Source organism: Acinetobacter sp. YH16053, assembly GCF_013417035.1.
Taxonomy (GTDB): domain Bacteria; phylum Pseudomonadota; class Gammaproteobacteria; order Pseudomonadales; family Moraxellaceae; genus Acinetobacter; species Acinetobacter towneri.
Genome location: NZ_VPEP01000005.1, coordinates 36857 through 50756 on the forward strand (window position 1 = coordinate 36857; position 13900 = coordinate 50756).

7 protein-coding genes are annotated in these 13900 nt (G+C 40.6%); 1 reads left to right on the forward strand and 6 read right to left on the reverse strand.

All coding sequences use genetic code 11. The annotated features are described in order from the left end of the window. The first annotated feature begins 132 nt into the window (after window positions 1–132). Window positions 133–1290, forward strand: coding sequence for a hypothetical protein (locus FTV43_RS06075; RefSeq protein WP_004973232.1), 1158 nt, complete (start codon window positions 133–135; stop codon window positions 1288–1290). A 114-nt stretch (window positions 1291–1404) separates the two neighbouring features. On the opposite strand, the gene FTV43_RS06080 is transcribed toward FTV43_RS06075, so the two are convergent. The 6 genes from FTV43_RS06080 to FTV43_RS06105 form a co-directional block, all read right to left on the reverse strand. After that, window positions 1405–2136: a hypothetical protein gene (locus tag FTV43_RS06080; protein WP_004973230.1), complete on the reverse strand. Its 732-nt coding sequence runs from the start codon at window positions 2134–2136 to the stop codon at window positions 1405–1407. 506 nt (window positions 2137–2642) lie between these two features. Continuing rightward, the gene (locus FTV43_RS06085) at window positions 2643–5282 is read right to left on the reverse strand and encodes a bifunctional aconitate hydratase 2/2-methylisocitrate dehydratase (RefSeq protein WP_096900892.1); all 2640 of its coding nucleotides are present in this window, start codon (window positions 5280–5282) and stop codon (window positions 2643–2645) included. A gap of 296 nt (window positions 5283–5578) precedes the next feature. Continuing rightward, window positions 5579–5848 carry a hypothetical protein gene (locus tag FTV43_RS06090; protein ID WP_004973220.1) on the reverse strand — a complete coding sequence of 90 codons (270 nt, stop codon included), beginning with the start codon at window positions 5846–5848 and terminating at the stop codon, window positions 5579–5581. 202 nt (window positions 5849–6050) lie between these two features. Then, entirely contained in the window at window positions 6051–6410 is a 360-nt protein-coding gene (locus FTV43_RS06095; RefSeq protein WP_004973219.1) for a hypothetical protein, read from the reverse strand. A 114-nt stretch (window positions 6411–6524) separates the two neighbouring features. Further along, window positions 6525–11036: a translocation/assembly module TamB domain-containing protein gene (locus FTV43_RS06100; RefSeq protein WP_179995118.1), complete on the reverse strand. Its 4512-nt coding sequence runs from the start codon at window positions 11034–11036 to the stop codon at window positions 6525–6527. Window positions 11037–11057: 21 nt separating this feature from the next. Further along, window positions 11058–13859: an autotransporter assembly complex family protein gene (locus FTV43_RS06105; protein WP_179995119.1), complete on the reverse strand. Its 2802-nt coding sequence runs from the start codon at window positions 13857–13859 to the stop codon at window positions 11058–11060. Window positions 13860–13900: the final 41 nt, after the last annotated feature.

Below are 13900 nucleotides of genomic sequence, written 5' to 3' on the forward strand. Positions count from 1 at the left end.
ATGCAACTTCACTTCAAATACGACCAACACAGGCTAATTTTGATGATGATCAAAAGCACAGAAGCTTCCACCTTTCAGTACACAAGCCATGTATAATGACATATCACGATTTACTTGAGCTTCTATTTCACAATGCTACAAATTCTGCAAAAACAATTAGATGAAAGCACATTATGCCCTTTGTGTCAGGCATCTATGTATTGGGTAGAAGCAGAACAATATGAGCAGGAATTAAATTTTCACCAATGTAGTCATTGTGAACATCGCATCTTTCAAAATAGCCAACAACAAAACTGTCATTGCGCAAGCTGTACCCAACAACGCAAAAAAATCATGGCGGAAACCCGCTTGCAAGAACAACAAAAATTCAAAAAACAGGATGCACCTGAACGCGAATTAAATCAGCTGCGTTTTATAGATAAATTATTTTTATTGAGTATTTTAGATCAGCATGCACAGGAACATATTCCACATGAAGAATTTATAGATTGGGAAAAAATCAAGTATTTAAATATTACCCCCAACTATTTTTTCCAGCACGGCATGATCAAACATTTGCTAAAAGAGCAAATATTAATTGCCAAAGATTTTGCGGAAAATGCGCAGCAATATTATATCAATGTCCGTTTAGATGGTTATTCTGAACCAAGCTTATTCAGCATTGCACAACAATTACGTTATTGGTTTTATGAAAATCTGAGTATGGGCACACCGTTCAAAACAGCAGATGAAGTCAAAGATGCGCTGTATTTATTGCTGTATCAAGAGATTGTGCAGTTTATGCAATTTTATTGTCGGACTTGGGGAATACAAATTGCGGGCAACCATAGTTTTCAGAGCTTTTGCTACCGACTTTTAGATGTCTTGGCGGTTGGGCAAATTTATTACTTGGTGCAAACTGCTTTGGAATTTTTATACCAACAAAAAGCACTCAAACCGCGTAATGAAAACTTTATTAATACCAATTTACTGAAAAAGACTGTGCAGCAATACCGAGAACGGTCAGTGGCTGAAAAATGGGAGACCTCTACCCTGCCACGCCCGCCTAATTTGCCTTTCAGCTATATGAGCGAAATTTTATTCTTCCGCTTTTTGGGTTATGACGAAAGGATTTTCTTTCAACCTGTGTGGCGTTCTTGGCGAAAAATTGAAGCACGACTTAAATTTTATTCACTTAAACGCTGTATGCACTGCGGATCGGATGAACTGACTGTCGATTATGACGCAGAAAATTATGTGTCCTTATTTTGTCGCAACTGCAAACATCAAGATCATTATTTCACTCAATAAAACTTTGGTGAAGATGATGGTTACACCCCATCACTGCCCAAATTCATCATCTACTGCAGTATAGAGTCAACAGGATACGTACAGATGATTACAGTTTTTCGATGTGATAAGCACCTAATCCACTTTTCTGTTTAGTGCTAAATTGAGTGCCGTTTCAGATAAAGTTTTACCGTCTAATTTACAAATACACATAATGCCCCAACCATCAAAATAATCAGGCGCGTGCTGCAAAAAGAAATTGGAATGTACATCTTGCGGAATTCTCAAATGCATCAGTTGCTCAAAACTTCGTGCTGGAGAATGAGTTTCATGCACATATACGCCTTCACCGCGCTTTTGAATTTCAGGATACCGTGCCGCCATAAGCTGCAAAACTTCATGATATTCCTTAGGCATAGTTTTCCCGACTCTTGGGAAAAAACTTTTAGAACGCGAAGCAAACAAAGAATAAATCTTCGGTTGATTAATGCTAATCACAAACCACAATGGAATAAATGGATTTTTTAAGCGTCGATTCAACATGGCTTTGACTGCACTTGGAATCGTCAAATTTTGTTTTTGATATTCAGACAAAAAACCCGCTCGTGAATTGACCACATGCATAGGCTGTTCATTATAATGAATCAAAATAAAAGGAATAACATTTTGCCCAACCACTTGATCTCGATCATGATATTGAATAACCGTGACTGCGATTGCATCGGGGTCATAAACAAAGGCTTTAAATTCTTCTAAACTCGAATTTGGAAAGATTTTTTGATCGAATTGATAAATTTTTTCAAAAAAATACGATTGCTGCTGCATTGAAAGCGCTTTAAAGTCAAAAACTGTTTCTATTAAATTCATAAAAACAACCCAGTTTCATATTTAAAGAGAGACGCAAAATTTTTTTAATTGGTCAATGCATTAATAATATGACACATTTTAATTACATAATTTTACAATCATTATAGTAAGTTATTAAAAAATATCCAATTTCATTAAAATTAAAACTAAGTAGTTCATTTCAATAAAGTTTTTACCAAAAATTATAATTAAAATTGAATACCAGCATTAATCCACCATATTTTGTGACGCAGTTTACATTATTTTATGACAAACGGTATTGATAGGCAAATTTATATTGTTTTAATAAGTTAAATTCTAATTTATTTCATAGCTTGCGCCCCTATTTTTAAATCAGTTAGGCAAGCTGAAATATCACAATCTATGCTGTTTTAAATGTCATTCATTATTAGATTGAAATTTTACGCATAAAAATAAGGGCTGAATAATCAGCCCTTATTTGATCTTGCTTATCGCTCAACACTCGAACAAATCATAGATTTGCTCTTGCGTTTGCTTTTCCTAACTTAGGTCAACTGAGCAGCAGCAATTTTCTTGGTGTCTACATTCGCAGCAGCGTCTGTGTAGCTTTCCATCTGGTCAAAGTTCAAGTACTTGTAGATGTCAGCAGACATGCTGTCGATTTGAGAAGCGTACTGTTGGTATTCTTCTGGTGTTGGTAACTTACCAAGTACCGCTGCAACAGATGCAAGCTCAGCAGAAGCTAAGTAAACGTTTGCACCTTGACCTAAACGGTTCGGGAAGTTACGTGTAGAAGTAGATACTACAGTTGTGTTCGGTGCTACACGTGCTTGGTTACCCATACATAATGAACAACCTGGCATTTCTGTACGCGCACCCGCTTTACCGTAAGTGTTATAGAAGCCTTCTTCCATAAGTTGACGCTCGTCCATACGAGTTGGAGGCGCTAACCATAGACGAGTAGATAAAGAACCACCAGGAACTTTGTCTAATAACTTACCAGCAGCACGGAAGTGGCCGATGTTTGTCATACAAGAACCGATGAACACTTCATCAATTTTGTCACCTTGAACGTCAGAAAGAAGTTTTGCATCATCTGGATCGTTCGGGCAGCAAAGGATTGGTTCTTTGATGTCTGCAAGGTCAATTTCATACACTTTAGTGTATTCTGCGTCAGCATCAGCTTTAAGAAGTGATGGGTTCGCTAACCATTTTTCCATGTTCTCAACACGACGAGCCATAGTACGCGCATCGCCATAACCTTCAGAAATCATCCACTTAAGCATGGTGATGTTTGAACGAAGGTATTCAGCAACTTTCTCTTCAGAAAGTGTGATAGAACAACCTGCAGCTGAACGCTCAGCAGAAGCATCAGACAATTCAAATGCTTGTTCAACTGTTAAGTCAGTTTCCATTTCTGTTAAGTCGATTTCTAAGATACGACCAGAGAAGATGTTTTTCTTACCTTTCTTCTCTACAGTTAAGTCACCTTCTTTAATTGCGTAGTAAGGAATCGCATGTACAAGGTCACGTAAAGTGATACCAGGCTGCATTTTACCTTTGAACTTCACAAGTACAGACTCAGGCATGTCAAGTGGCATAACACCAGTTGCTGCAGCGAACGCTACAAGACCAGAACCCGCTGGGAAAGAAATACCAATTGGGAAACGAGTATGCGAGTCACCACCAGTACCTACTGTATCTGGAAGAAGCATACGGTTTAACCAAGAGTGGATAATACCGTCACCTGGACGTAAAGAAACACCACCACGGTTCATGATGAAGTCAGGAAGCGTGTGTTGCATTTGAACGTCAACTGGTTTTGGATACGCAGCTGTGTGACAGAAAGATTGCATTACTAAGTCTGCAGAGAAACCTAAACAAGCTAAATCTTTTAATTCGTCACGTGTCATTGGACCTGTTGTATCTTGAGAACCAACAGTAGTCATCTTAGGTTCGCAGTAAGTACCTGGACGAACACCTTGACCTTCTGGAAGACCACAAGCGCGACCTACCATTTTTTGAGCTTGAGTGAAGCCTTTGCCTGTGTTTTCAGGTTGTACTGGAGTACGGAACAAAGTAGATGGTGCAAGACCTAAAGCTTCACGCGCTTTAGCTGTCAAACCACGACCAACGATCAAGTTAATACGACCGCCTGCACGTACTTCGTCTAGAAGCACTGGAGTTTTAAGTTCAGATTCAGCGATTTGTGCGCCGTCTTTGAACGCTGTTACTTTAGCAGCAGCATGGTCGATTTTAAGAGTGATTTCATCACCCATGTTCATATTAGAAACGTCGATTTCTACTGGTAAAGCACCCGCATCTTCCATTGTGTTAAAGAAGATTGGCGCAATTTTACCACCTAAGCAGTAGCCGCCATCTTTTTTGTTTGGAATGTGCGCGATTTCATCACCGAAGAACCAAAGTACAGAGTTAGTTGCAGACTTACGAGAAGAACCTGTACCAACAACGTCACCCACGTAAGCAACTTGGTTGCCTTTCGCGATAAGGTCTTTGATTTGGTTTAATGGACCAACTTCACCAGGAACTTCTGGGTTGATGCCATCACGTACGTTTTTCAACATTGCATTTGCGTGCAATGGAATGTCTGGACGACTCCATGCGTCTTGTGCAGGTGACAAGTCGTCAGTGTTGGTTTCGCCAGTAACTTTAAACACTGTAAGTTTGATTTCTTCAGGTACATCTTTACGGCTAGTGAACCATTCAGCATCAGCCCAAGATTGTAAAACTGCTTTCGCGTTTTCGTTACCTGCTTTTGCTTTGTCTGCTACGTCATGGAACGCATCAAATACAAGCAAAGTGTTTTTCAATGCTTCAGCTGCTAAGCCAGCCAATTCAGCATTGTCTAAAAGCTCTACTAAAGGTGCTACGTTATAACCACCAAGCATTGTACCTAGTAAGTAAACTGCGCGCTCTTTAGAAACGAGTGGAGAGGTTGCTTCACCTTTTGCTACAGCAGCTAAGAAAGCAGCTTTAACGTATGCCGCTTGGTCAACACCTGCAGGTACACGGTTTTCAATCAAATCAACCAAATAAGCTTCTTCGCCTGCTGGTGGATTTTTTAATAATTCAACTAATGCAGCTGTTTGCACATCATCAAGTGGCTTCGGTGGGACTCCGAGTGCGGCACGTTCTTCAACGTGTTGGCGGTAAGCTTCTAGCACGGTGTTATTCCTCTTTTTTAAAAAATTATTTGTGAATTCCTGCTTTTAAAGCATCACAAACAATATGGACTGCAAAATTTTACTAAACTTCCGGTTAAAAGTTAATGCAACTAGAGTGTTTCTTTGTGATGCCCATTATTTTATAACTAAATGATGCGCATATTGTTCAATTTACAGACAAAACACGACTTAATTTTAACTTTGTCTGTATGTACACTAACTTTTCGCCTAAAGTTTAACTCGTAAAAAAGGCAACACTCATGTTGCCTGTTCTAATGAATGAATGATATTCCACCTTAGTGTACTGTTGTGGCTTGAAGATAGTGCTGTAATTGTTCGCGACTACCTTCAAACTTGAGTTGAATTTCATCTTCATGCAGCATACAGTGTTCTGCACTGGTAAATGAAATTTGAACTTGATATATCTTTGCAGGTGCATCAATTTGCTGACGTAAATACACCCGATCACCTAAACTTAAAACATAATGACTGCCGCCAATTACCGCGACACCTTGTTCATCTTCTAAGAGCAAATCTGCATTATGCAGGTAAGCAACCACTTCCATTATGCGCTCCTACTGTTTTTGTTATGTTTTTAATTATTCATGAAAAAGATAAGCTTTGCCAGTTTTAAGATTTAGAACTTGTCACAATTTATTTGTTATTTATTTTAGTTTTAGACGTTTGATTCACTTAGGCTATTTTTTGATAAAAGATAGTAGAAGTACAAAACATATTTCAATTTTAATTCATAAAAAAACCGTTCTTTTAGAACGGCTTGTAATCAGGCATTTTATCATGCGGTGTCGCGATACATTTTTCAGTAAATTGCGTACGGACTTTTTCACGTGCCGCATCAACATCACCATTAATTTCTTCAAGTGGCAATGCATAGACTTGCTCAATAATCTCTAAAATAAAATTACGAGTAATGTCATCTTCAATTTTATTGGCATGCTCAATCGCACGTTCTTTTTCAATCGCATTTTGACGATCTAGCATGATGGTACGCGCAGCATTGCCAACACTTCGGCAATAGCCTTGCCATTGTTCTTCAGGGGTTAAGGGTTTCTTTTCTGCACAGCCCATTAATGCAAGCACTGCAGTCACCACCAAAATCTTTTTCATTGAAGCTCTCCTGTTGTGCTTATGATAATCAAAAGTTTGCATAAATACGAAACTATCCATGTACAAGCTTAAAAAATGCGCTCTGATTGAACGCATTTTTAAGTGAAGTTGCCGTTAGAAGCGCCAGTTATAGAAAATATCCACGGCGCGTTCTAAAGCTTGACTAGCTTCCAAATACAGTCGTTTATTCATTTGATAACGCAAAGTCAACTTATTGACAGGTGTGAAAACCCCCACGCCATAACGAATAAACAAGTCTGGGGTGATATAACCCGTCAAACTGACTTGGGTATCATCGCCTGTACCTTGGGCATCAAGTGCCAAACCACTTAAACCGAATGTACGTCCAATTTGATTGGTCAAGGCACGTGTACCACCTAAGCCCATACTAATACCTGCCGCTGCAATAGTATTGTTGACGTCTGACTTAAAGCTTTCGGTCTGACTCAAACCACTGGTACCTTCATTGATACGACCTGTAATCAAAGCATTTAATGCTTCTTGTTCAGATAAGCCTGCATCGTTATACACTTGAATGTTCGGACTGCTGGCTGTGCCTGTAACTCTAAAGCCGACCATGCTGCCCTGTACATTTTTATTGGCATCCATATCTAAAGTTGGGTTAGAAATTGGGCCATTAAAACGCGCAATGGCACGGTTCAAATCCAGACTTTGTCCATAGGCTTCAATTTTCACACGCTGGCTGACCCCAATCGCACCATTGGCACGCATCGCAGTTTCTAAACCACGTTGAGATAAATACAAACGTCCAATCAGTGGAATACGGCTATTAAAACCTTGGAAAATGACCCGATCACCCAAATTCAATTCAAAATCGGCACGAATATCCCATGGACGAGCTGAACGTAATAATGCCAGTTGATCTTGTCCTTCATGTACCACACGCACATCCGAAGACACGTTAACCACAGGTGCAGACACTTCAGGCATAGAAATTAAAGCCCGAGGTACATCTACACGTCCTTTTAAACTCAGTTTTTTCTGGAAAGGTAAAACATCTAAGGATACATCTGGCGTAATCATTGCAGTAATTAGCGGTGCTTGACGAATTAATAAGTCTTTACCGTTTAAATTTAACTGAATACGCGGATCATTTTTCCAATCCACACTGCCCGTTAAACGCCCTACACCACCACCGCTGTTAAATGCGCCATTAATGCTGGCTTGATCTTGGCGGATAGAGGAATAGACCTGCACATTGGTCAGATTTACAGGTAACGAAATCATGCTGATCGCACCATCTTTCAGGCGCATTTCACCTGTGAGCAATGGTGAAGTTAAAGTCCCATTGATCTTGCCAGCAAAGGACAAAATGCCTGCCATTGATCGCACATCGGCAATAAACGGTTTAAAAACTTTAAGTTGTACCTGATCAAAGGCAATTTCACCGCGCATTGGCATGTTTTTAGTGTAAGGATCAATCAGCACATTGGCATAACCTGTACCAATTTCAGGTGTTTTCACATCTATGCGTAATTTCAAGCCTTCGGCAATGCTTTTTGCGACCACAGCCACTTGTTCATAGCGCAAGGTTGAGCCTATATCTTGTGGATCGTCCGCAGCAAGTCCAATGACGCCATCACGCGTGACCAAATGTGCATCAATTTTTGGCTTCTGTCCTTTTGCCCACGCCGCTTTGGCATACCCATTAACCTTGCCTGTAATCGCCAAACCTTCAGGCATAAATGCAGAAAAGTCATTTAAGTCTAAGTTTTGAGTCACAAATGATGCATTGGCTTTGGTTTTACTCACACGAATAGGTTGATCAAAACACAATTGGCTTTGCTGACTCATCCAACAATGCGCACCAACATACAACTCACTGGTTCTATGTTGATAAATCACGGCTGCGTTTTGGCGCTGTGCCAAGTGGGTTCTTAAGGAGTCAAAATCTCCTTTCTGAATTTGTCCCATCCAATCATTTTGTGCATTTAAACCACCCGCCAATTGTACATAAAACTTACTCAGCTTATTTTCGGCTTCTAGTTTTAAAATATGTGCCTGACGTGTACCTGCTAAAGAAATCTGCCCTTGCTCGATGCCACGGTTGCCACTGCGTAAATTTTCCATGGATGCCGTCATCAGCGTTGGCGTATTTTCAGAGGTTGGCAATTCACCTTGTAGGCGCAATTTACGCACGCTGAAAATATTATTTACACTGAACTGATCAACAGCGAAATTGGCAGTGGCTTGTAAGCGTGGCTGCGACTGCACATTGATATAGCCATACGCACGTCCACGTAAACCTGAATAGATTTCGTATAAAGCAGGCGCATTGACTTTAATACGCAGATTTTGTGCATTCCCCGTTGCTTGTAACTGATTTTTGGCATAAGACAAAAATAGATTATTGGCTTCAAACTGTTGTGGTAAAAAGCCTTTTTGATTAGCATCAATCAACATGGCTAAATTCCCCGTACCACGTACAGGTTTATTATTGAGCATGCCTGCCAAATTCAGACGTTCAATGTTGATCCGTTTTTGAGTGTCTGACCAAATACCTTGAGTGCGAATATTGCCCGATAATTCACCACGTACACTGGACACAAAATAGTGCGGCTTAAAGCGAATTAAAGAAGCGTTTAAATTCCAGCTCACCCCCTGATTCAAATGCAGCAAACCATCCGCCACAATTTGCCCTGCAACACCATTATGGCGTAAGTCGCTAATTTTAATTAGTTCCGGCGTACCCGATAATTTTAGTTTTAAATGTCCTTCACTGCCTTGAATGGCACTGGCATTTAACCCACCATCATAATTCACGGCAAAACTTTTAAAGCCACCACCAGCTTTCACATCATGGAACAATAAGGCAATGGTGCTTTGCCCAGTTAAATGTACGTTTTCATTTTGATTGACCAAACGCCCTGTCAAATTAATATCTTTCAAATGAATAATTTGCTGATTCGGCAATGCAAAACCATTGGCTTTAAACTGCCCATTTAACACATTAACAGGTGCTGCGGTGCTGATACTTTGCGGATTAAAGTTTTTCGCAGCCAATACCGCATTCCATTTCAACTGACGTTTATCAGTTGGTAAATCAATGACGGCGCTGCCTGCCAAATGACTATCTGCAGTATCAAATTTAAAATTAGGAATATTTAAACGATTATTCTTTAAATTCAATTTGGCTTGGTACATGCCCGCAGGTAACATGGTTTTTTCATGTGTGCTGACTTTACTCGCCACAAAAATATCTTGCTGACCTTCTACCAAGGCCAATTGCACATCACCCGATTCACTTTTCAACCAACCCACATACGGCACAGCACGGTCTATGTTGTTCCAGCGCACATCAAGCAACATCGGATTTGCCGCTTTGCCCTGCGCAGGTTTTTGATCGAGTTTTAAATTCCAAGTTTCATATTGGTCAAAATCGACTTGTGCAGTTAAGTGTGTGCCTTTTTCCAAATGACCTTTAGATGCTAAATTGGCATCTAAACTTGGCGGTAAAAAGTCTTTGACCACTTGAGGAATTAGTGGATCTTTAGGATTAATTTTATCCAGACGTCCTGTTAAATCCCAATTGACTTTTTTATCCCAACTGACAATGCCCGCTACATTGGCAGCACCTTGCATAAGTTGTGCATTTAAATTACTGATATTCAGTTGATGAACTAAATCGGTATACATCAGACCTGTATATTGACCTTTAGGGATGTGTTTACCGCTCAAATCCGTATTGACATCAATATCTAAACGCTTGATATCGCCTTTAAATTTAGCTGCACCTGCTTGGGTAAAAAGTTCCTGCTCGGTCAAAATAGGCCAACGGTAGTTTTTAAATTGTAACTCACCAAACATTGGCACTTGCTTACGCATTGGATGCAACACTACCCATCCCGTGAGCAAATCAGGCGTATTTGTTGCAACACCCGCCTGAATCGTGTCGAGTGTGCCTTTGCCTACTACTTTAATATCGTGAATATTTAAGCTGTCATGTAAAGAGGGAATATTTAAATCACCCACCACATTAAGCGGATATTTACCTTCAAATTTCATATCGCCTGTGGCATTGCGTACATTCAAATATCCCATATCCATATTGGAATCTTCAAATTTCAGTTCTGTACCCGACCACAAGGCATTATTTAAATGAATATCGTAAAAATCGACCTGCGTACCAGAGGCGGTTTGAATCAATAAATGATCGACATCGGCAGTATCTAAACGCAAAACAAAAGGTAAGCGAATTTCATTGAATTTGAATGGATCATCACTTGGTGGGCCTTTCGGATAAATCCGCAGATTACGCACATCGGCACGATTGAGATGGATTTCTTTATCTAAAATGGCACGCCAACCAAGAATGACATCGGCACGGTCAATTTTGACATCAACAGGTTTTAAACTGACGATGATATTGCGCAGAATAATCCCACGCCATAAATTACCGCCTTCATATTCATAATGAATTATTTCTTGGCGCTGCAATACGCTGTCTAATAAGAACTTTGAGCCACGGTCTGTTGAGAACATCACCACCAAAGCGGACACCAATAAAACCAGCATCAACAGCAGTGACAGTAAAACACTCCTGAGTATTCGACGCTTTTTAGGTGGCGTTACTGGGGTTTCTGGTTGCTGTTCAACTTCAGCCATAATGTTCTCTAAGTCTTAAATTTATAGTTGAGAGCCAATAAAGAAATGTAGACGGATTGGATGATTGTCATCTGAAATACCAGAAGCCACATCAATCCGAATTGGGCCAATTGGTGATGCCCAACGTACCCCCAAACCTACGCTATATTCGGTGTCGTTGCTAAAGTCTTTATCGTAAGCATTACCAAAATCACTAAATACTGCTGCGCGCCACCCCTCTTTAAATTGATAGTTATATTCTAATGAACCAACCGCCAAAGCCTGACCTCCAATTTTAAAGCCTTCAATTTGTGGTGTTAAAGACTTGTAGTCAAAGCCACGTAAAGACTGGTCACCACCAGTAAAATAACGCAAATTATAAGGCACTTTATTAAAATCTTCGGTGTAGATATAACCTAAGTCACTGCGTCCGACAAACTGATGATCGTCATTTTCACCCAATGAATAAATAAAACGCCAACCTGCATTTAGAATGGCTAAATCTGCATCGCTGAGCAGTGATTCACTCCCCAGTTCTATTTTATAAATTTGGCGGAAACCTTTGCTTGGGTTAACACGACGGTTACTGTCGGTACGTGAAACTTCATAGCCAAGCAATAACGATTGTTGATCGACATCACCATTAGCAATAAAGGCATCAGGCACTTTTTCCAAAAATACAGTGCCATCTTCAGTTAAGCGATCCAGTCGATAACGCAAGCCAAAAGTATGTTGCCAACTGCCCATTGGGTTTTTAATCACACGGTCTACACCTGCAACCGCAGATTCAATCATCAAGCCGCCACCTTGTGCAACATCGTCACGTTCTTCGCGCTCATAACCGCCAACCAACGCGACATAATCATTCAGTGGATGGTTATAAGGAATGTTATAGCGTCCATCAATGGCTTGACGAATTTGTGAAAGCTCCAAGTTGGCATCAAATGAGTGACCACGTTTATTGACAATGGCACGGCGATATTGCCCACGCAAACGCACGCCTGTGTCAGTTCCAAAACCTGCACCGACTTCGGCACTATTTAAGCGGTCTGCATTTAAAGTCACAATCACAGGAATTTTTTTGTCGATACGTGCCTGTTGTTTTAAGCGTTCTTCTTCTGATTGTTTGTCTTCTTGCTGTGCTTGTAGCATGCGCAGCTTATCGTTGCTCGCACCTTCTTCTGTGCCTGCAAACTCAGCTTCATTCACCACAGATTGCGTCACTTCCTGAGATGACACCACCCGTTTTTGATCGACGACTGTGGCATCGTAAACAGAGAGTTTTTGTTGATCGACCAAAGCCTGAATATCAGGCGGTAATTCCAAAGGATACTCGACAGGATCAGGGCGAATTGTATCAACCAAGGTGTAGTTAAAATAACGCGAGTTGGTGAGGTTGTTGGCCAAACCATTCACACGCCAAAAAGTATAGTCGGCATTGTCCTGCCAAGTGACCATACTTTGCAGAATATCCATATCTAGCGGGAATTCTTGGTTTGGATCGCTCATACGAAATTCGACGTTACCGAGTTTATAACGCTCGCCTGTTTCATAACGTAAATTGATATCGGCTGTATTTTGAGGTTGAGCGACTTTAACGTCATGCAAACGCCAGTAACTGTCAAAATAACCGTTATCTGAAGCCGCATCGGTAATCCGTTTTTTAGTTTGCTCATACAAACCATGATTAAACACATCATCTACTTCTTGATCAGGCAAGACGCCAATAACCTGAAATTGTGCCTCGTATTGCCCTTCGCCTGTAAATTCAATATTTTGTTGTTTAATCGCCACAGGTGGATTTGGCACAACATGCACACGCACGCGGCTATCACTGAGTTTTTCAAACTTAAACTCGGCATTATAAAAACCCACTGCCTGCGCTGCCTGATTTGACAACGTGCGTAGTTGTGGCAATGCCGATGGAAAATCAGCAAAAGATTCCTGGGTAAAACTGGAAAGTTTGGCCTTAATATTGGCACTTAAATGATCCACCGCTGTACGATAAGCATCGGGCGACACTTCTCCAATTGAGTTTTGTGTACCATTGGCGCCATTTGCGGTAATGACTACATCTGCACTAATACGCGGCACTTTGGCTGTGTTTAGCTCACGCGGTGGACGGACTCTATACAGTAAACGTCTGAAAAAACCGGGTTTATCGGCATTTTCGACCTGCGTCATCCAACCCAATTCAGTCAAGGTGTCTGAAGGATTGGCTTCCACTACGAAATTTCTGTCTGCCTGAATGCTTGTCATGAGTTGATCAACATTTACAGGCGCTTGATCAATTTGCAGTAGCTCCTGCTGTGTTGCGTCTTGAACCAACGTTTCTGGCACTTGACCATTGCGGTCTAGCATCGCTTCTTGTTTGGCTTGTTCTGCCACCTGAAAAATTTCATTGGCAAGCCCCTGATCTACAGGTGCAATGGGTAAATCTTCTAAGTCTTCAAATTCGATAGGCTGAAATTCAGCAAAAGATGCCCCTGCCTGTTGTTGCTGTTGCAGCATTTCTAGACTATTAAATTCAGGTGTTTGCGCTTGCTCTAAAGCTTCTTCTATTTTTTGTAGATCTTCGGCACTGTCTTTTCCTTGTGCTGCTGCCAATTGTTTAATTTCTTCAGCTAAATTTTGTGCTTCTTCTGTAGTTGGATTCTGTAGTGGTGCAGGATTTTCAGCAAGTTGAGCGTTTGAATTGGGTACTGTAAGACTTTCTGCAAAACTTGAGGATGCAACTAAACCTAAAAACAGACTTAGTCCGAGCTTTTTCGGCATATTCCAGCATAAAATTGCATGCATACTGGAACACAGTACTGATTTTTTAAAGTTTGTATTTACAAGCATAAAAAACTCTAAACTGATTTAATTTTTATGGAAAAACCCCA

Excerpts from the sequence above, each read along its gene's own strand:
- FTV43_RS06105 (WP_179995119.1), bottom strand. The coding sequence starts at position 13,859 with ATGCTTGTAAATACAAACTTTAAAAAATCAGTACTGTGTTCCAGTATG.
- FTV43_RS06075 (WP_004973232.1), top strand. The coding sequence starts at position 133 with ATGCTACAAATTCTGCAAAAACAATTAGATGAAAGCACATTATGCCCT.
- FTV43_RS06090 (WP_004973220.1), bottom strand. The coding sequence starts at position 5,848 with ATGGAAGTGGTTGCTTACCTGCATAATGCAGATTTGCTCTTAGAAGAT.
- FTV43_RS06100 (WP_179995118.1), bottom strand. The coding sequence starts at position 11,036 with ATGGCTGAAGTTGAACAGCAACCAGAAACCCCAGTAACGCCACCTAAA.
- FTV43_RS06095 (WP_004973219.1), bottom strand. The coding sequence starts at position 6,410 with ATGAAAAAGATTTTGGTGGTGACTGCAGTGCTTGCATTAATGGGCTGT.
- FTV43_RS06080 (WP_004973230.1), bottom strand. The coding sequence starts at position 2,136 with ATGAATTTAATAGAAACAGTTTTTGACTTTAAAGCGCTTTCAATGCAG.